General features: G+C 70.3%; 8 protein-coding genes. 2 read left to right on the top strand and 6 right to left on the bottom strand.

Annotation, left to right across the window (positions count from 1 at the left end; translation table 11 throughout):
• Nucleotides 1-13: 13 nt before the first annotated feature.
• From NIE79_RS00445 to NIE79_RS00420, 6 genes are all read right to left on the bottom strand, one after another.
• Nucleotides 14-2,866, bottom strand: a complete 2,853-nt coding sequence (locus NIE79_RS00445; RefSeq protein ID WP_238676596.1) for an AfsR/SARP family transcriptional regulator — start codon at nucleotides 2,864-2,866, stop codon at nucleotides 14-16.
• Nucleotides 2,867-2,898: 32 nt separating this feature from the next.
• The gene (locus NIE79_RS00440) at nucleotides 2,899-3,291 is read right to left on the bottom strand and encodes a GNAT family N-acetyltransferase (protein WP_238676595.1); all 393 of its coding nucleotides are present in this window, start codon (nucleotides 3,289-3,291) and stop codon (nucleotides 2,899-2,901) included.
• A 58-nt stretch (nucleotides 3,292-3,349) separates the two neighbouring features.
• Entirely contained in the window at nucleotides 3,350-3,922 is a 573-nt protein-coding gene (locus NIE79_RS00435) for a suppressor of fused domain protein (protein WP_238676594.1), read from the bottom strand.
• A gap of 9 nt (nucleotides 3,923-3,931) precedes the next feature.
• A complete protein-coding gene (locus NIE79_RS00430; protein ID WP_238676593.1) occupies nucleotides 3,932-15,559 on the bottom strand; it encodes a LamG-like jellyroll fold domain-containing protein in 11,628 nt (3,875 codons plus the stop codon).
• Nucleotides 15,560-15,668: 109 nt separating this feature from the next.
• Entirely contained in the window at nucleotides 15,669-16,115 is a 447-nt protein-coding gene (locus NIE79_RS00425) for a type 1 periplasmic-binding domain-containing protein (RefSeq protein WP_238676592.1), read from the bottom strand.
• 189 nt (nucleotides 16,116-16,304) lie between these two features.
• Complete coding sequence (locus NIE79_RS00420) at nucleotides 16,305-18,275, bottom strand: potassium channel family protein (protein ID WP_238676591.1); 1,971 nt, start codon at nucleotides 18,273-18,275, stop codon at nucleotides 16,305-16,307.
• 95 nt (nucleotides 18,276-18,370) lie between these two features.
• Between NIE79_RS00420 and NIE79_RS00415 the strand changes: the two genes are divergently transcribed.
• Both NIE79_RS00415 and NIE79_RS00405 read left to right on the top strand, forming a co-directional pair.
• A complete protein-coding gene (locus tag NIE79_RS00415; RefSeq protein ID WP_238676590.1) occupies nucleotides 18,371-18,859 on the top strand; it encodes an MSMEG_6728 family protein in 489 nt (162 codons plus the stop codon).
• Between the two features lie 24 nt (nucleotides 18,860-18,883).
• Nucleotides 18,884-20,431, top strand: a complete 1,548-nt coding sequence (locus NIE79_RS00405; protein WP_274523386.1) for an FAD-dependent oxidoreductase — start codon at nucleotides 18,884-18,886, stop codon at nucleotides 20,429-20,431.
• The last annotated feature ends 36 nt before the right edge of the window (nucleotides 20,432-20,467 follow it).

Below are 20,467 nucleotides of genomic sequence, written 5' to 3'. Positions count from 1 at the left end.
GGGCGCTGACCGGTCACGCACCGTCCGCTGACGGCGGCGCACCGACCTTCTCCGCCTCGGCGATCTCCTTGAGAACGACAATGATCTCCGCACGGGCGGCCTCGCCGACGTACCAGCCGGTGAGCCCACCGGCCAACGCCTCCTCGCAGAACCGCCTCGCGGCGGCCAGGTCGCCGCGCACCCGGGCCACCTGGGCGAGGCCGAGCCGGGCGCTGGCCACGAACTCGGGCGCGCCGCTGCGCTGCGCGAGGAGCAGCGCACCGGCGAAGTCGTCGTGCGCCGCCGCGAGGTCACCGGCGCGCAGCCTTATCTCGCCCCGGGTACGCAGCATGTCGGCCTGGTCGACGGCCGACCCGAGCGCCTCGACCAGTCCCATGGCCTCGTCCATGTGCGCGCCCGCCGTCGCCGGATCGCCCTGCCAGGCGGCCAGTTCGCCGAGCGCACCGAGCGTGATCATGGTGCCCCACCGGTCCCCGGTGCCGCGGAAGCCGTCGAGCGCGGTGGCCAGCGCGGCCTCGGCCCGGTCCCATTTGTCGCTCCACATGAGCGCCGAGCCGCTGCCCATCGCGCCGAGTGCGTTGATCCAGGGGTCCGCGCCGACCAGGCGTCGCAGCTCTCCCATCAGCTCGTCGACATCCTCGGCGCCTCCGGACGGCGGCCCCGTCGAGATCCCCGACAGGTACAGCAGGAACGGCTGTCGGGGCGCCCGGCCGAGGCTGCGGATCACGGACCGCTGCGTCCCGAGGGACGGCAAAGGGCCGGAGCCGGCGAGCGAGGCGTTGTAGACGCAGAGGGCGAACTCCTCGGTCAGCCCCGGCGGTGCTTCGGCGCCGAGCAGGTCGAGGACGTCGGTGGCGAGCCTCGCCCCTTCTCCGCGCATGCCGCGCAGCCACCAGTAGAACGACAGGGCCGCGACCAGCCCGGCCGCGTCGGACGTGTCACCGGCGGCGGTGGCCCGCCGCAACGCCGCATGGAGGTTGTCCCGCTCCGCGTCGAGCCGTCGCAGCCAGTGCAGCTGCTCCGCGCAGCGGAGGTGGTCGCTGGCGGTCCAGGCGAATTCCAGGAAGTACGCGGTGTGCGCGCGACGGAGCTGATCGGCCTCACCGGCCTCGGCGAGACGCTCGGCGCAGAAGGCCCGGACCGTCTCGAGCATCCGGTACCGGCCGCCGGTCATCTCCACGAAGGACTTGTCGACAAGACCGGTCAGCGCGTCGACGAACTCGAAGGTGGGCAGGCCGCAGACCCGCCCGGCCGCCTCCAGCGTCGCCCCACCGGCGAAGACGGTCAGCCGTCGGGCCACCTTCCGTTCCGCGTCGTCGAGCAGATCCCAACTCCACTCGACGACGGCCCGCAGCGTGCGGTGTCGCGGCGACGCGGCCCGGTTGCCGGTCGACAGCAGCCGGAACCGGTCGTCGAGGCGGGCGGCCACCTCGGCGACGGACAGCGCCCGCAGCCGCGCGGCGGCCAACTCGATCGCCAGCGGCAGGCCGTCCAGGCTGCGGCAGATCCGCAGCACCATCTCCACGTTGGCCGGCGTCACGGTGAAGTCGGGCGCGACGTCGGCGGCCCGCTGAGCGAAGAGGCCGACCGCCGCGTAGTCGTCGGCGTCCAAGGCGGACGCGCCGAGCGGTGGCACTGCGAGCCCGGACAGCGGGCACAGCGCCTCACCGGCCAGCCCCAGCGGCTCCCGACTCGTGGCCAGGACGCGCAACGCCGGGCACGCTCTCAGCAACCGGGCCGCCAGCCGGGCCGCGTCGACGAGGACGTGCTCGCAGTTGTCGAGCACCAGCAGCAGTCGCCGCTCGGCGAGCGCCTCGACCAGCCGATCGGTGGTCTGCCAGCCCGGCTCGGCCGGGGCGCGCAGGCCCGCGTCGCGCAGGCCGAGCGCGCTCAACACCGCCTGCGGAACGTCCGACCCGTCGGCCAGCCCGGCCAGCTCGACGAAACGGACCTCCCCGTCGACCCGGCCCGCGGCCTCGATCGCCAGGCGCGTCTTGCCCGCGCCCCCGGGACCGGTGAGGGTGACGAGCCGCCGCTCGACGAGCAGGTCCCCGACGCGCTTGAGCTCCTCCTCCCGCCCGACGAACGTGGTGAGTTGGCCCGGCAGCACCGGTTCGACCGACCCGCGTTCCTCACCGCGCAACACCGCCAGGTGAACCGCGGCCAGCTCCGCCGACGGGTCGACGCCGAGTTGCTCGGCCAGCGTGTGCCGGGCGTCCTCGAACTCGGCCAGCGCCTCCGCCGGCCGACCCAGTGCCGCCAGGGCACGCATGAGCTGGCCCCGCGAGCGCTCCCGGAGGGGATGCGCGACGACCAACTCCCGCAACTCAGCGATCAGCGCGCTCTGTGCGCCCAACGCCAGGTCCGCCTCGACCCGGTCCTCGATGGCGGCCAACCGCAGCTCGTCCAGCCGGGCCGCCTGGGCGGGCGCGCCGGCCGCACCGATGGCATCGGCCAGGGCGGGACCCCGCCACAACTCCAGCGCCTCGCGCAACACCGTCGCCGCCCGGGGCCAGTCACCGCTGGCGAGCGCGCGGCGCCCCGCCTCGGCAAGGCGCTCGAACCGGTACGCGTCGACATCGTCGGGATCCACTGCCAGGCGATAACCGGCCGGGTGAAACTCGACCGGGTCATGCTCGGCGGGCAGGGCCTGACGCAGCCGCGACACCTGGGACTGGAGCGCGTTGGCCGCTCCCCGCGGCGGATGCTCCCCGTACAGGCCGTCGATCAGCCGCTCGGCGGAGACCACCCGGCCCGCGTCGAGCAGGAGGAGCGCCAGCAGGGCGCGCAGCCGCGGACCGCCCACGGGGACCTCTCGCCCGTCGGCCAACACGACCTGGGTCGGACCCAGGATGCGGAAACGCATGCCATGGATTGTCGCCCACTGCCTGTCGGTTCCTACTGACCCGTTCCGCCGACCTTGCGGATCTGGAGGGTCAGCCGCTGGTAGAAGTCGCGGGCGGCTTCCGTCTCGCAGTGAATGAGCACCGCGCGTACGCCGATGACCTCGGAGGCGGCAGCTATCCGCCGCAGTGCGTCGACCACCAGGGCTCGACCCAGCCCGACACCCTGGGCGCTGCGGTCGACCCCGAGCTGAGTCAGGATCACCACCGGTTGGTGGTAGCGGCCGGCCCCCTGCTGCAGGCGAGGCGAGGCATCAGCGGGGGCGACGCTACCGGCAGCCAGGGCGTAGTAGCCGACAACGTACGCCACCACAAGCTGGGAATCTGAGTAGTCGCTGGCCCGGCACAGCCCTCCCTCACCAGCCCTCTCCGCTGAACTCGTGTCCATCAGGCAACCCGCAGAGAACGCGGTGCCGCCTATCCAACGCCGTCGGCATCACGCATCACTAGGCGATGACTTCCCTGTTCATGTCCATGAGATCGGGGTCATGCTTGAGTAATTCCTGCTCAAACTCGCTCCAACCGCGTTCGGCCACGAGTTGCGCTTCGCCGGATGTCACGGGAATCAGCCATGCGATAGCCACCGGATCACCGTTCTCAACAACGAGAGACTTGAAGTCCGCGTCGTAGTAGACGGGCAGCGCCGCATACAGGAAGGTAAAACGGGAGCCTCGGACCACGTCTTCCGGCAAAGGAATGACGTCGCCCCGGACCACGGCCTCGCGGGTGTCAAGACACATCGACACAACGAATTCCAGCACGCGGGGGAGCATGCTGAGTGCAACGTCGTCAGGACCGTGCTCGGCGGCGATGAACTCCAAAAAGAGGTGCCTGTCGTGGCCAGGGTGGTGCAGGGGCACACGACTGAGCCCCACGGTGGCGTAGCCGGTGGTCTCGCTGAAGACACCGCCGGTGAAGCACGCCACGTTGACGGCTGGCAGCCCTTCTCGTGGGGCCCCCTTCCAGCCACTGGTCAGCTGTCCCAGGCGTCGCTCGAGATGATCGATCAGTAGAGGCACCCCGGCACCTTACCCGTCCTGCCGGTTACCGGCACCTCGGTTGCAAGGTATGCATTCTATTCGCACGTCCTTCTGATATTCGTCCAGGAAATCCTCGCGGGATATGTCGGCGGGATAGGAGCGGTTTGTATGCGCTTCCGGCCAATGGCCCATGTCCCCGGCCGGCTGGCCTGCCGTCGGATTGCGGAACACCTCGCCCGCGCACTTTGGCCCCTGGCGAGGACACATCACGCCACCCTTAGGTCCCGGCGTTCCGTCCGTCCAGGCGGCGTTCGTGGTATCTGCCCGCCAACCGCCCCTGCTCGTCGTGAAACCGGGCTCGTTCGTTCCGCGCACCATGCCGTTGGCATCCACCGCCCCCGGGACAGGAGCGTTGGCGTTCGGCAGGAACCGACCATTCGGCCCGATCGCCCGCCCGCCGCTGGCACATTGGCACGCATCGCCATGGCCGTCCTCGCCGCCGCCGCAGTTGTGGACGAGGACCGGGTCGTCACCGGCGACCACGTAGTACGTGTGGATGTCGGCGACGGTGAGATCGCGCATGTCCTCGGCGCCAAGCTTGTTGAGCACCGAGACGACGGTGACCGCTCTCTTGTCCTTGACCAGCAGCTTGGTGCCCGGCTTCAGATCCTTGGCGTCGTCCCACTTCCGCTCTGAGTCGTTCCAGAACGGGTGGTGCCAGGTCGTCTCGACCTTCGTCACCTTGCCGTCCTGGTCACGGACGGTGAGGTCGGTCAAGTCCTTGTCGACGTTCCGGTGCAGTTGGGTGACCTGCTTCGGCTCCGACTTACCGGCCAGCGGGTCGGTGGCCATGACCTTGTCGCCGACGTTGACGTCCTCGATCGGACGGCTCGTGCCGTCCGCCATCAGGACCTGCGTCTTCGGATCGAAGCTGTGCCGGCGACCGCCGGATCTCGGGCACCCTCCGCCCCCGCCACCGACCGAAATACCAACACCGGAACGCGCGCCCCCGCCGCCCTTGCGGCTCAACCCACCGAGCCCCGGCACCATGTTCTCCGCGGCAGCCCGCGGGTTGTAGGTGCCCGACGTGGCCAGCTGCCCGACCGCGTCCTCGATGCCGTTCTCGGCGGCCTCGGTCGCCAACCGGCCGACCAGGCCGGTGCCGACCTTCTTTGCCACTGCCGCACCGACCCGCGCCGCGATGGCGCCGCCCGCACCGCCGATCAGTCCGGTGACCGCGCCGGTACCCAGGGAGCCCAGCGCGTCGCCGATGCTGTGGATGTCGCCCTGCGCGGCGTCCTTGGCCAGGCTGATCAGCGCCCCGGCGCCGGCCATGCAGGCAATCGCACCGACACCGGCGGTCACCGCCGTACAGGCGATACCCGCGAGGATCGCGCCGCCGATCGCGGCGACCTCCAGCAGGACGTCCTTGTGTTCCTTGACCCACTTGGTCGTCGCGTTCGCGGCGTCTCGTACGGCGGTGGTGGCCTTCTTGACCACCCGATGTGCCTTGGCCGCGATCTTCTTACCGGCCTGCTTCAGTTTCGCCGCGGCCTGTTTGGCGCGTTTCTTGACCGCCGCCACCTTCTTGGCGACGTATTTCTTGGCCTGGTTGTACTTCTTCTTGACCGCCCGTTTGGCCTGGTTGTACTTCTTCTTGACCTGCTTCTTGACCTGGTTGTACTTCTTTTTGGCCTGGTGATACTTCTTCTTCACCGCCGCCTTGGCCCGCGAGGCGGTCTTCTTCACAGTCGACTTCGCGGCGCTGTAGGCCGACGACGCGTACGAGTAGGCCGACGAGGCGTACGAGTAGGCCGACGAGGCGTACGAGTAGGCGGACGACGCGTACGAGCGGACACTCGAGGTGACCGAGCTGACCGCGCGGGAGAAGGACCTCTTCAGGCTGCCCAGGCCGAAGTGTCCACTCGGGTCGGTGACGGTCATCGGGTTCGCGTCGCCGTACTGGTAGCGGTTGGCGTTGATCGAGTCCGGCAACGGGCTGTTGCTCGCCGTGTCCCGGGTGTCGAACTGGCCGGTGTCCGTGTTGTACCAGCGGGCGTGCATGTTCACCCGGTTGGTCAGCGCGTCGGTCCACTCCGACTGGTAGCCGAGCTGGCCGAGCAGGCCGCTGGTGTTGAGCGCCTTGCCCAGCGGGTCGTAGGTCACCGAGCCGGTCAGCGCCGTCCCGGTCGGGGTGAACTGCCCGACCACGTCGGAGTGCAGGTCCGTCCAGACCATCCGCTGGTTACCGCCGCCGGTGGTCCCGACCACCTCGCCGGACGGCCCCCGCACGTAGCTCGCGCTGGAGTCGGCCGCCAGGTCGTTACCCAGACCGGTGTACGAGTGGCCGGGGCGGATCGCCCGACCCAGACCGTCGTACGTGTAGGTCTGTGTGCCGGCGGTCGACTGCTGCGACACCACCTGTCCGAAGGCGTCGGTGCGGGTGATGTTGCCGCCGGCGTTGGCCAGGGTGCCCCGGGCCGTGTAGGTGTAGCTCGCGCCGTCGGCGGTGAGCAGCCGGCTCCGCTGGTCGTAGGTGAACAGCTTGGAGCCGTTCTGCACGCGGTTGCCGGACTTGTCGTACGCGTACGCCGTGGTGCTGGCGCCGTTGTTCCAGGACGTCAGCCGGTCCGCCAGGTCGTAGGTGTAGGTGTTCGCGGCCGAACCGGCGAAGCCCGTCGTCGACTTCGAGGTGATGTTGCTGTTCTCGTCCCAGCCGTACGTGATCTTCGCGAGCGACGCCCCCGCTGACGACTTCAACTCGTCGCCGGTGAGCCGCCGCAGCGGGTCGAAGGTGAAGTCGCGGGTGTTGCCGTTCGACCCGTACGTGATCTTCTTAACCTGGGAGAGCGTGTTGTAGGTGTAGGCCATCTGCACACCGGCCGACGAGTTGGCCAGCGTCGAGAGCCGACCCGCGCCGTCGTAGGTGTAGGAGGTCGTGCCGGCCGCGTCCTGCCGGGAGGCCAGCCGGCCGTCCGGGTCGTAGCCGAACGTCGAGTTCCCCGACGGGCCGGTCACCGACCTCGGCAGGCCCCGGTCGTCGTACGCGATGGTATTCGTGCCACCCGATCCGGACAGTGAGGTCATCCGGCCGGCGACGTCGTAGCCGAAGCTCCGGTCCTCCGTGGCGACCTCGGCCCCCGCGCCCGACTGCCGGACCAGTTGACCCAGATCGTCGTACTCGTTGGTGACCGCGACCCCGCCCGGCATGGTCTGCTTCGCCGGGCGACCGGACTTGTCGTACGACAGGGTGAAGGTCCGGTCCGCCGGGTCCGGGTGCGCGGCGGTTGCCGGTTCGATCATCGCCTCCGGCAGCCCCCACGAGTTGTACCCGGTGTGGAAGGCGTTGCCCCGTCCGTCGGTGAACCGCGTGCGGTTGCCCTCCAGGTCGTAGCCGAACGTGGTGACGATGGAGTCCGACGCGGAGATCGGCTGCGTCTCCTTGGTGACCACACCCGTCGCGTCGTACTCGTAGGTCACTGTGGTGCGGCGGGCGTCGGTGCTGGCCACCATGTTGCCGGCCCGGTCGTAGCGGGCCGACTGCTCCGACAGCAACGTTCCGGTCGGGCTGTACTCGGCGGTGCGGGTGGCCCGATCCGCCATGTCGTAGGTGACCGAGGCGTACGAGCCGTCCGGGCGGATCGTCTTCGTGGTCCGACCCTCGGAGTCGTACTCGTAGCGGCTCACGTTGTTGGCGCCGTCGGTGACCGTCAGCGGGTCACCGAGCACGTTGTACGTCGTCGAGCTGTTCACGCCGGCGGCCGTGGTGACCTGCGACGGCCAGCCCTGAGCGTTGTACGTGTAGTTGGTGGTGTGGCTCTTGCCCTCCTGCCGCACCACCTCCGTCGAGGTGAGCGCGCGACCCAGGTAGTCGTAGGTCGCGGCGCTCACCGCACCGGTCGGGTCGGTCGACGACAACACGTTGCCCGCGTCGTCGTAGGTGTAGGTGGAGGCGCCGTCGTTCGGCGCGATCTCCTTCGACACCCGGCCGAGCTGGTCGTACTCGTAGCGGGTCACCTTGCCCAGCGGGTCGGTGACCGCCTCCAGTTGGCCGCTCTCGTCGTAGCTCTGCCGGGTCTCCGGCACGATCGGCGTCGCCGTTCCGGGCGGGGTGTACGCGGGTGCCTTCTCCGACACCGTCCGGCCGACCGCGTCGTACTCCACCACCGACCAGTTGCCGTTCGCGTCCCGGGTGTCGGTCGGCTCGTCGAAGGTGTTGAACCCGACCAGGCTCACCGCGTTGGCCAGAGCCGGAACCTGACCGGGCTGCTCGGTCATCGCCGCGGGGGCGGTGGTCTTCACCGCCCGGCCCTCCTCGTCGTACCCGTAGTGGGTGGTGTTGCCATTCGGGTCGGTGACCGAGGTGGGCAGATCGTCGGAGTCCAGCACCTGCGAGGTACGGATGACCTGCGCGTCGACCGCCGGGGCGGTTCCCGCCTTGACCTGCGAGACCTCCGCGTCGGTCAGGGCCTTCTGGTAGACCTGTACGTCGTCGATGCCGCCGGGGAACCAGCCGAAGCCGTCCGCACCGCCGATGGTGAAGCCGGTCGCGGTGTTGTTGAAGGCCTCGGTGGTGGCCACCGTGGTCTGGAGGCTGCCATCGGCGTAGAGCTTGCCCGTCTTCCCCACCGGGTCCATGACGAGCGACAGGTGCGTCCACGCGTCGACGACCGCGGAGCCGGTCGGACCGCCGCCCCCGAGCCAGGTGACGGTGCCGTCGGCCTTACGCACCGCCATCGCGAAGAACCAGCGGCTCTGGGCCGGCGCGTAGTACAACTTCAGAGCGGAGCTGCCGTTCGAGCCGGGCGCCGCGATGACGAGTTGGTCGGTATTCGGGCCGCCGGACTTGAGCTTGACCCAGGCGGAGACCGTGAACGCGCGCTTGGTGTCCACGACCGGGCCGGTCTTCAGGTAGGCGCTCGTGCCGTCGAGAGCAGCCGAGCCGCCCCGGTCGGTGGACCAGGTGACGTTGCCGATCGCGGCGGCCGGGCTGTTGCCGGTGGAGTCGGCGGCCTTGGTACCGCTGGTCTCGTCGAGCTTCCAGCGTGCGACCGGGGTCAGTGCCGCCGACGGGTACTCCGTCTCGGCGATGGCACGGCCGGCGCCGTCGTAGAGAGCGTCGGAGACGCTGGTGACAGTGCCGTCCGGCCCGGAGGACACTGTGGAGATGACATTGTCGTCGGCGTCGTAGGTCAACGCGGTGCGGCGCTTCAGGCCGTTGGGGTCGACGATCGAGGCCGTCGTCCGGCCCGCCGCGTCGTACTCCGTGGCGGTGACGGTGTGGCCGTTGTTGGTGATCTCGCTGACCGCGTTGCCGGCGGCGTCGTAGAGGTTCTCCTCCACCACGAACGTCCGGGTGCCGTCGGTCCGGCTGACCTTCGCCTCCAGACCGTTGTCGGTGTACGTGTAGCTGGTGGTCCAGCCCATCGCGTCGGTCTCGCTGGCCAGCCGGCCCGCCGGGTCGTACGCCCGGGTGGTGGTCACCAGGTCGCGGGGGGCCGACGGGTTGTTCGGGTCACCCGTGTAGCCCTTGACCGTCGAGGTGATGAGGTTGCCCTCGACGTCGTAGGTGCTGGTGGTCACCCCTCCGTCCGGGCCGGTCTCCTTCACCACCCGGCCGTACCTGTCGTACTCGAAGGCAGTGGTCTGGTTGACGCCGTTGGTGGTCGTCGACTCCTGCCCGTACGAGTTGTAGGTGTGCCGCTCGGTCCGGGACGCGTCGCCGCCGGTCAGGTCGCTGACGGTGACCTCGGTGATGTTGCCGTCGTCGTCGTGGACCGTGGTGGTGCGGGCGGTGTGGATCGCGCCGGTGACCCGGTTGGTGACCCCCGGCTCGGTCTCGGCGATCTCGCGGCCCAGCCGGTCGTACTGGTGGCTGGTGGTGAGCCCTGCGGGGTAGCTGGTGGTCAGCTCGGTCTCGGTGAGCAGGCGACCCAGCCCGTCGTACGTGTAGCGGGTGACAGTGCCGCCCGGCTCGACCATCTCGGCGACGTCGCCGCTGGCGTAGTAGGTGATGGTCTGCGTCTGCCCACCGGGGGTGGTCACCGCCGCGGGCAGGCCGGCCGGGGCGAACCCGCCGTCCTTTGCCGCGACGGTGGTGCCGTCGGTGAAGGTGGTACGGGTGATCCGGCCCAACGGGTCCGTGATGCTGGTCTGGTTGCCCTTGCCGTCGTAGCCGTAGCTGGTCAGGTACCGGTTGTCAGTCGCCGACGACGATCGGCCGTCCCGCATGGTCAGGATGACGTCGTTGCGCGGGTCGGGCGTACCACCGATCTTGATGGAGCTGCCGGTCGCCCAACCACCGGTCCCGTTGCCCGACACCAGGTACATGTCGTTGTCGGTGCTCTTGAGGTAGAGAAGGTCGGCCAACTTGTCGCCGTCGAAGTCCCCCGCGCTGAGCAGGGCCTTGGCGCTGCTCCACCCGGTGACGATCCGGGTGGCGGTGGCGCTCAACCAGCCGCCGGAGCCGTTGCCCCGCAGCATGTAGAGGTTGTTGTCAGCGCTGCTGCGGTAGATCACGTCGGCCTTGCCGTCGCCGTCGAAGTCACCCGGCGAGACGAGCAGGTTCGCGGCGCTGACGTTCGGGCCGATGAGGGTCGGGGTGGCGCTCAACCAGCCACCCGAGCCGTTGCCCTTCAGCAGGTACAGGTTCTTGTCGGTGGAGTTGCGGTAGATGATGTCGGGTTTGCCGTCACCGCTGAAGTCCTTGGAGTAGACCATCAGGTCCGCGGCGCTGACAACCGGGCCGATCTTGACCGGGGTGCTCGACACCCAGCCGCCCGCTCCGTTGCCGTTGAGCATGTAGAGGTTGCCGTCGGAGGCGTTGCGCCACAGGAGGTCGGGCTTGCCGTCGCCGGAGAAGTCCTTTGCCGCCACTGCCATGTTCGCCGCGGCCAGGCTGGCCCCGGTCGGGGTCGGCAGGCTGGTCAGCCAACCGCCGGCACCGTTGCCCTGCACCATCTGGATGGTGTTGTCGGCGGCCCGGTAGACCACGTCCGGGGCACCGTCACCGCTGAAGTCCTCGAACATCGTCGGCAGCGTGGCAGCCGCCCAGTTCAGGGGCTCGGCCGAGTTGGCGTAGTAGGTGTAGTAGACCGACGAGCACTTGCTGGCCGACTGGTCCTGACAGGTGATGACCTGTTTCGTGTTGCCCCGGGCGTCCTGGAGTTCCTGGGACCAGACCCCGCGCGGGTCGTACGTCAGGTTGCCGTAGCCGCCCACGTCGTACCCGAACTTGGTGGTGTTGCCCAGCCCGTCGGTCTGGGCGACCATCCGGTTACCGTTGACCAGGTCGTAGCTGTAGGACACCTTCTCGCCCGTGGGCCCGGTGACCGAGACGGTGGAGACGGGCATCGGGATCGCGCTCGCGACACCGTTGACCATCGTTACCGCGACAGGTGCGGTCTGCTTCGACGCCTGGAAGTGCGCGCCGACCTGGTCGGCGGAGAGCTGTGAGCGGTAGAAGGCGACCTCGGCGATCGATCCCGGGAAGTACCCGACATCGCGGGCACCACGCCCCGGCCAGGCGCCGGCCCACTTGCCCGCGCCGACGTACACGTTCTGCCCGTCGGCGGCGGCCAGCGCGTTGTCGAGCTTGCCGACCGCGGCACCGTCGAGGTAGAGCGACTGGGTGGCGTTGGCCGCGGACAGCACCAGGTGGTGCCACTTGTCGTCGTTGACCACGCCACCGCTGGTGATGACCCGGGTCGCGCTACCGGTCCAGAAACCGCCCCGCAGCTTGCCGTCCGTACCGACGTAGAGCGCTGGAGTCCACATACCGGCCACGGCCGGGTCCGTCACCGGGCTGGCCTGGTATCCGTAGAGAACCCCACCGGCGGTGTTGCCGGCCGGCATCTTGAACCACATCTCCACCGAGTTGGGTCCGGTGGTCGGCGCGTCTTCCGGTGGGAGCTGCAGGTACGAGCTGGTGCCGTTGAAGGATGCCGCCCGACTGTCGCTGAACGGACCGGCGACCCCCAGGGTGGCGGAACTGTAGGTGGCGACGCCGCCCTGCACCTCATTGGCGGCGTCCGTCGCCTCGACGTCGCCGAGCCGCCAGTAGTCGGCCGGCTTGCCGCCGAGCACCGAGGCCGCGTAGACGTCACTGCTGCCCGAGACGGTGGGCGTGCCCATCGACCAGACGCCGCCGTTCTCGTCGGTGACGGCGGACACCCGACCGGAACCCTTGTCGTAGCCGACCTGGGCGGTGACCCCGCCGGAGGGGCGGACCACCTTGGTGAGCACCGGATGAGCGGTTCGGCCGGAGTCGTGCAGCGCGGTGACAGTGGTGCCGGTGAGCGCCTGGTTGAAGAACGACACCTCGGCGATCGAGCCGGTGAAGTAGGTGGCCCGGGCGGGCGTGACACCGCTGTTGACGTGGCTCGGCCAGCCACCGCCGACGAACCCGGCGCCGACCAGCACGTTCGCCGACCCGCCGGGAACCTGGGCGACGGTGCCGTCGAGGGTTCCCCGGTCGACCCCGTCCAGGTAGATCTTCTGGGTGTCCCCGGCACCGGCCAGCACCACGTGGTGCCACGCGCCGTCGGTGACCGTCACGTTCGTGTTGATCGGGGACGGGAAGCCGTTCCAGAACGAGCCACGCAGCTTGCCGTCATTGCCGATGTAGATCGACGGGGTGTAGTTGGCGGCAGTGGTGCCCTTGGTGATCGCGTCGGCCTGGTAGCTGAACAGCACGCCGTTCGGGGTGGTGGTCTTGAACCACATGCTCACCGACTGGTATTGGCCGTCGCTGACCAGGTTGCCCGGCAGCTGCACGTGGGAGGTGGTGCCGTTGAAGCCGGCGGTGGTCGCTGTGGAGCCGGGCAGCGCCGCCGCCTGACCCAGCGCGACGTTGTTGTAACGGGCGTTGTCCACGCCCGCGTTGCCCAGCACCGAGCTCGCCGCCGTGGTGGCGCCGGCAGCCTCGGTCAGCCGCCAGTACGAGTACGGCCCGGCGTTCAGCGTCGCGTTGGCGTACTGCGAGGTGGTGTCGTGCTGGTAGGTGGTGCAGGCCGTGGCGCTCGTCGGAGGGCACACCTTCGCCAGTTGGTCGTTCGTGCCGTAGGTGTACTGCCAGGTCGTCGAGGTGCTCGCGTCGCCCGGGACGGCCGGGTCGGTCGACACCGTCGCCGGGTGGGCGTACGTCGAGCCGGCCGGGGTCGACCAGGTGACGTGCAGGGACCGGCCGGAAGCGGAGGTCACCTTCGTCACGTTCGAGCTGGCGTCGTACGTGAACGTCATCGTCCGACCGTTGGCGTCGGTGACGCTAGTGATCTTGAAGACTCCGTTGCCGGCGGACTGGGCGAAGACGTAGAGAGACGCGTCCTTGTCGGTCAGTGTGTAACCGGTGACGGCACCGCTGACGTCCTTGTTCTCCTTCAGGATGGAGAATCGGCCGGAAGCCGGGGTGAACGTGCCGTCGGCGTTACGGCCGAGTGCCACGTCCTGGCCGGTCGGGTACGTGATGAGGACCGACTGCACCTGACCCGCCACGTCGCGCACCTGCGTGGCCCGGGTGTCGAGCATGCTGGACCAGCCGGCGCCGAAGGCGTTGTTGCGCCGGGCATCCAGGCTGTTGTAGCTACGGGTGATCGCCAGCGACGGGCCGACAGTGGCGACGCTGGCGTCGGTGGCCGAGGTGGTGTAGTTGCCGATGCCGGGGTCGTAGCCCTTGCCGGAGTTCTGCGTCAGGCTCCCGGTGAGCAGCGGCTGCGGCACCGACGTCGTGAACGCGTACGCCGGGTAGACCGCGCTGGAGCCGGCCTTGTCGTTGACCTGGACGGTGTAGAGGTAGCTCTTGTTCCAGGTCAGTTTGCCGGCCGGGAGGGTCCAACTCGCCGTCGCGACCCAGCCCGAGTTGGCCACCACAGCGCCGGTCCCGGCGTCCGCCACCACGTAGTTGTAGGTGAACCCCTTGTTCGGCCACTTGTCCGGGTCGACCGCCCGGGAGTGCAGCTCCGGGGTGAGGGTCTGCACGACAGCGTTGTTCGTCGGGTAGCGGACGTTGACCTGCGGCGCGACGTTGTTGGTGTACGTCAGCTCCAGGTACGGCTTGTAGCTGCCGTCCGAGTAGTTGGCGGCGGTGAACCGCTTCCAGGCCGTCGAGTCCGTCTCGGAGGCGGTCAGCGCGAGACCCTCGTTCAGGCCACCGGTCGACCAGTCGTTGAACGTGTCGACGGCGAGGGGCACCGTGACCCATTTGCCGGTGCTCCGGTTGGGTGGGTTGTTGGTGCAGGCCGGGTAGTTGTCGGTGATGGTCAGCGAGCCGATCGAGGGGGAGATGGTCGGCCCGGGGTGCGCACCGGCGGTCAGGCCGGCGACCGTCCACGCCTGCGTCACCCGGTGCACGTCGAACGCCTTGTGCGAGGTGCAGTTGAACGACCAGGTGTGGTACAGGCGCAGCTTGGCGGCGCTGAATCGCTTGCCGGCGAGGCCGTCGCTGGTGAACTCGTCGAAGTGGATGAACGAGCGGGCCTTCACGCCGCCGCCGTCATACGTGCCGACCGGCAGGTTGTCACCGTTCTGATCGGTGGTCTCGCTGTCGCTGTCGACGTAGACGTCGCCGGTGGTTCCGGTGGTCGTGGTGGGGTCCACCCGGACCGGGTACTGGCGGGCCGGGTCCCGCAGCCAGGCCGGATCGGCCACGACCTTCAGCGCGGGTGCGCCGTCGACCGTGACGATCTCGAACGTGACGGCGTCGGACTCGGCCGGGGCGCCGGATCGGGGGTCGACCTTCGAGTCCTGCATCGAGCCGTGCGGGAACCAGGCCACGGCCTTGCCGTCGGCGTTGAGCAGTTCCACCGAGCCCGCGGTGGTGAGTCGTGGGGTCAGGCCGGTGAGCCGCAGCGGGAACACCCAGCTCGACGCCGCCTCCGGCGAGCGCAGCACCAGAGTTTCCTTGATGCCGGCGTCGAAGGTGGTCAACTCCAGGTCGGTGTGCGGGAGAACGTCCCGGTAGCGGGCGGTCGGCCCGGTCACCTCGGGCGCGTTGACGGTGCCGCCCTCGAGCCGGTAGCCGACGCTCTCGCCGCCGGGCAGGGTGAGCTGGGCGAGGTCGCCGGCGGCGGCCGAGGCGGCGGCGCGCCCTGTCGCACCCGGGGTGCCGTCGGTCACCGACACGCCGAGCCGGTTCGCCGTGACGTGCAGACGGCCGTCGGAACGGCGGGTGAGGTTTGAGTCGATCTTCTGCCAGCTGCCGTCCGCCGCGCGGTAGTTGACCGGGCGGTTGTAGGTGCGCTTGGTGAGGGAGCCGTCGGCGTTCGCGAAGATGTCCGAGCGCGCACTCGACTTGCGGGCGTCCCGGGTGCTGGTCCGGGCGTCGAAGCCCGGCTCGGCCACATCAGTGACCTCGGGGGTGGTGGCCAGCTGGTGCGGCTGGTACGCCGCCAGGGTGCCGGGCGCGGGCTGGGGTGCTCGGCCCGCACCCGTGCCGGCATCTGTCGCCGAAGCCGGGACGTGCGGGTCGACAGTGACCGGCTTCCCCCTCTGCTGCACGGGGAGGCCCACGAACGCCGCGGTCGCCGACCAGGCGGGACGCTGCGCGAACCAGGTCAGCCACGTCAGTGGAAACTCGCCGCCCGGCCGCACCACGTCGGCCGGTATGGCGACCGTCAGCCCGAAGACAACGGCGACCACGAATGCCGCGCGGCGCGCGCCAGTGGTAACGGATCGGCGCATGGCCGGTCCCCTCCCCCGTGAAGTGAAATTACCAACGCGGAGTGTGAGGGCTCGTCGATCTTCGGCACAAGCTGTCCGAACGGCCAATCCTGAGAGAAACCTTGGAGCGTCAGTCCTTGGAGGAGGCGAGTGCGGTGACCAGGTCGCGGGCCTTACGCTGCACCGTTTCCGGGTCGGTGGCATCCTCGACGACCACATTGGGCCCCGGGGTTGCGGCACCGAAGGCGACGAATTTCGCAGCGGGGAACCGCGCGGCGGTGGTGCCCACTCCCTGCACCGGCGCCTCGCCGACGGCGAGGATCACCCCGCAGCGGCTCTGCACCAGGCTGGCGAGGAACGTTTCGGCGTTCTCGCCGGTCTGAGGGCCGTCCACCTCAAGGAACTGCACCTTGACCTGCGTCGCGAGAGAGGCTTCCTGCATTCCTGTCCACACCGGACGGGCCTCGGGAGCCGCCACACCCGCCGTGCCGGTGAGCAGGCATGCCGTCTCGGCCCGGTACTCACGCTGGCGCGGCTCCGGCTCGGCCGTGGGCCACAGCGCCCAGCCGACGACCACCGCAACGACCAGACCGGCCGCCGCGAGCGGCCACCACCTGGGCCGAGCCCGCAGCCACCGTACGACCGCAGTGTCGCGTCGCGGTCGTTGCGCGTCACGGGCTCGTCGACCCACCCCACCACCAAGCACGGGCGCACCATACTCGGCGGTCTCCACCGGTGGGTGCCGCACCGGCCGCCCCGGGTGGTGTCAGCTCACCTCGCCGGGCCCGTCGTGCCGACGGGTCAGCTCGAGATCGTCAGGTTGACCGCCGTTGGACGTCGACGGCACCTCTCCGGCGGGCGGAACGGGATGTGCCGCGCCAACTCCCGAACCTGTCTGGCCCGGCACCGACGGCGGTGCCGCCGCTGGGGCGTGGACTCCGCCGTGGACCGGCCCGGCCGGCCGGAAGATCGGGCCCGGGTGGGCCGGCGGGGCACACTGCCGCGTCAGCCAGTCCAACCCGCGCCGCCGGGCGACCACTGTCAGCCGGTCACCGGCGAAGATCACCTGCCGGGGGTCGAGGTCCTTCCACCAGATCGTCTTGGCGCCGCCCGCCGGGGTGCGGGCGATCAGCCGGACCTGCCCGTCCCGGTTGACCACGTCCAGGGGTCGGCCGTCCAGCTCGGAGCCGGCGGCGACCGGCACCTCGGCGACCGGCAGCGCGTGCCGGTCGACAGGGATGGTGCTGATCACGGCGCGTTCGGTGAGCGCTCCGATGAAGGCCGGGGCGGCCAGGTAGGACACCGAGCGGGACACCCCGAGCGCGAAGGTCTCCTCCACCCGTTCGGCGAAGTCACCGTCGAAGAGCCGAAGCACGACGCGCAGGTCGGCGCGGAGATCGCGGGCGGCGAGCGCCGCCTCCAGGTTGGCCACGTCGTCGGTGGACGCCACCACCAGCGCCTGGCAGTCGGCCACCGAGGCGGCGACCAGCGTCTCCGGCAACGCGGCGTCGCCGACGATCAGCGGCACCTCCAGTTGGCGGGCCAGGGCGGCGCCACGCGGCTCCGGATCCTTGTCGATCGCCACCACCTCGACGTCGTACTCGCGCAGTTGCGCCACCACCCGGGTGCCGACGTTGCCGAGGCCGATCACCACCACGTGCCCGACCCGCGGGGGTTGCAGACGGCCGGTGTGCAGGGCCAGCCGGGCGTTGACGATGCCGTCCACCACGACGGCGGTGATCAGCGGAATCAGCGCCAACCCGGCCAGGTTGAGCACCACCTGCATGATCTGGGCGTCCGCCGCCTTTGTGGTGTCCGGGTCGGCGCCGCTGAGCGTGGTGACCAGCGTCAGGTACAGCGCCTCCAGCGGAGAGACGTCCTCGGCCCGGGAGATCAGCGCCCCCAGCACCGCGATCAGCGCGAGCACCGCCATCACCGCAATGCCGATCTTGCGGGTGGCGAAGCCGCGTACCGCCCCCATCACCACAGAGACCGGACGACGCCGCCGACGCGCCCGGACCAACCGCCGGGCGGCGACCTCGGTGCCCGGTGGCTGACCGGTCGCCTCGGCGAGCACCAGGTCGGCGCCGGCCTGATCGGCCGGCAGCAGCTCCACCCCCTGCGCCTCGCTGAGGTGCGCCAACGCGCAGACCACGTCCTGCGGTCGGACGTCGGCCCGCCGCGCCACCCGCAGCGTCTTGTCCCGATGTTGGAACGAACTCGGGTCTACCTCGTTGAGCGCGGCGGCCACGAAGGCCGGCGCTGCCATCTCGGCGTCGGAGAGCACCTCGACCGGTGCCTTGAGCAGCTTGCGAACGCCGTCGGCGAGGGTGCCGTTGAACATCCGCAGCACCTGACGGACCCGCTGGTCGACGGCCTGGGCGCAGAGCGCGGCGTGCAGGTTGCCCACGTCGTCCTGGTGCAGCAGGGCCAGCCCGGTCGCCCCGGCCAGACCGGCGGCCTCGAAGGTGGCCACGTCCAGCCGGTCCGAGCGAACCACCCGGACCCCGCGCAGCCCGGCCACGTCCGGCCCGTTGCTGCGGTAACGCTCCGGCACCACGACTGTCACCCGGGCCCCACCCGCCGGCAGCTCGGATTCGAGCATCGCCCGGGCCACGTAGTAGGCGAGCGCGTCCTTCCCGCAGATCACGTAGAGCGGGCGCGGATCACCAACGGACCGCAGCCGCCAGTTCCACTCGACCGCCCGTCGCGCCCGGTCCCGCCACGGCTCCGCCATGCCCGGATCGTAATCAGCACGGCCACGGTGGGCGACCCCGTCCCGATCATCCCGTGCCCAGGTATGTCCGCCTCGACGACGGGTAGAGCAGCGACATGCAGACGTTCCTCCCGTACCCGGGCTTTCTGGCCAGCGCCCGCACGCTGGACCAGAAGCGGCTGGGCAAGCAGCGGGTGGAGGCCATCCAGGTGCTGCGCGGGCTCACCCGACCCGGGTACGGCTGGCGCAACCACCCGGCCGTGAAGATGTGGGCCGGGTACGAGGAGGCGCTCGTCCGCTACGGGCTGGACATGTGCGCGGTCTGGACCGAACCGGGGCGGGCCGACACCTGCGCCACCACGATGACCGTCGACCTCGCCGACGCCTGCGGGGCCGGCGTCGTACGAACACAGGACGAGCTGGCCCGAGCCGGTGAGCTGCCACCGTGGCTGGGCCGCGACGACCTGCACCTGAGCCACCGCTCGTCGCTGCTGCGCAAGGACCCGACGCACTACCGCCCGCTGTTCGGCGACGACGTGCCGGAGGATCTGGAGTACGTCTGGCCGGCCTCCGACCGTCCCCGCCGCTGCCTACCGGCCGACTGAGCCGAGGTGGGGCAGACTGGGCCCATGGCGCTGTCGCAAGTGGTAGGTCGGCTGATCGGCGTACGGCAGCACCAGGTGGACCCGGGCGGCGGTGGCGCCGACCGGGTGCCGCGACCGACCACGGCGCTGGTGGTGGGTGGCGGCATCGCCGGGATGTCGGCGGCGGTGGTGCTGGCCGAGCGGGGTGTGGCGGTCACTGTGCTGGAGGCGGCGCCCACCCTCGGTGGCCGACTGGGCGCCTGGCCGGAGGCGCTCGCCGACGGCAGCCAGCAGAACGAGCATGGCTTCCACGCGTTCTTCCGGCAGTACTACAACTGGCGGTCCATCCTCCGCCGGGTCGATCCGGACCTGGGTTTCCTCAGGCCCATTCCGGGCTACCCGATCCTCAGCGAGCAGTGGCCGACCGAGGAGTTCGGCAGGTTGCCGCCCGCGCCGCCGGCGAACCTGCTGGCGCTGCTGCTGCGCAGCCCGAGCCTGCGCCTGGCCGACCTGCGACTGATGGATCGGGACGCGGCACTGCCGCTGCTCAGCTACGACCCGGTGCGCACGTACGCCGACCTGGACGACACCACGGCCGACGAGTTGCTGGCGTCGCTGCGGCTGCCGGACCGGGCGCGGGCGATGCTGTTCGAGGTCTTCTCGCACTCGTTCTTCAACCACGAGGCGGAGATGTCGGCCGCCGAGATGGTCGCCCAGTTCCACTTCTACCTGCTCGGCAACCCGGAAGGGCTGGCCTTCGACTGCCCCGACGAGGACTACGCCACGGCGATCTGGGAGCCGCTGACCCGGCACGTGGAGAAGCACGGCGGCCGGGTCCTCACGAGCTGCGCTGCCACCGGGGTGCACCGCGACGCCGAGGGCTGGCGGGTGACGACCACCGACGACGGTAGCCATCCGGCGGGTCACGTCGTGCTCGCCGTCGACCCGCCGGCGCTCGCCGCGCTGGTCGCGGCCTCCCCGGACCTGGCCGCGCAGGCACCCGAGCTGGCGGGACGGATGGCGGCCTTCGGCACCCCCGGCCCGCCGTACGCCGTGGCGCGGTACTGGTGTGACGGGGACGTGGCCGCCGAGCGGGCGGTGTTCAGCGGCGTGTCCCGCCAGCCCACGCTGGACTCGGTGACGCTCTACCACCGGCTGGAGAACGAGCCGCGGCGCTGGGCGCGGCAGACCGGCGGGTCGGTCATCGAGCTGCACGCGTACGCCTGCGAGCCCGGCGTGCCAGCCGAGGAGTTGGCCGAGCGGATGCGCCGCGAGCTGGTAGCGCTCTGGCCGGAGGCCGGCGACCTGCGGGTCCGCGAGCTGCGGGCCCGGGTGGAGGCGCAGGCGCCGGCGTTCACGCCGGGCAGCCACGCCTGGCGGCCGGGGGTCCGCACCGACGCGAACGGCATCTACCTGGCCGGCGACGGCATCGCCACGGACTTCCCGAGCGCGTTGATGGAACGCTCGGCCGCGACCGGGATCATCGCCGCGAACCACATCCTGCGCGCCGAGGGTGGCGCGGCCGAGCCGGTGCGCTCGATCCGACCGCGCGGGCTGCTGGCTGGCAGGCCGAAACGACAAAACGCAACATAAGCCACGGTACGCTGCCGTACGCTCGAATGATCAACC

Origin of the sequence: Micromonospora trifolii (genome assembly GCF_022229005.1) — a bacterium.
Lineage (GTDB): Bacteria > Actinomycetota > Actinomycetes > Mycobacteriales > Micromonosporaceae > Micromonospora > Micromonospora trifolii.
Note: the sequence above shows the minus strand (reverse complement) of the source record. Positions and strands in the feature narration are given on the sequence as shown.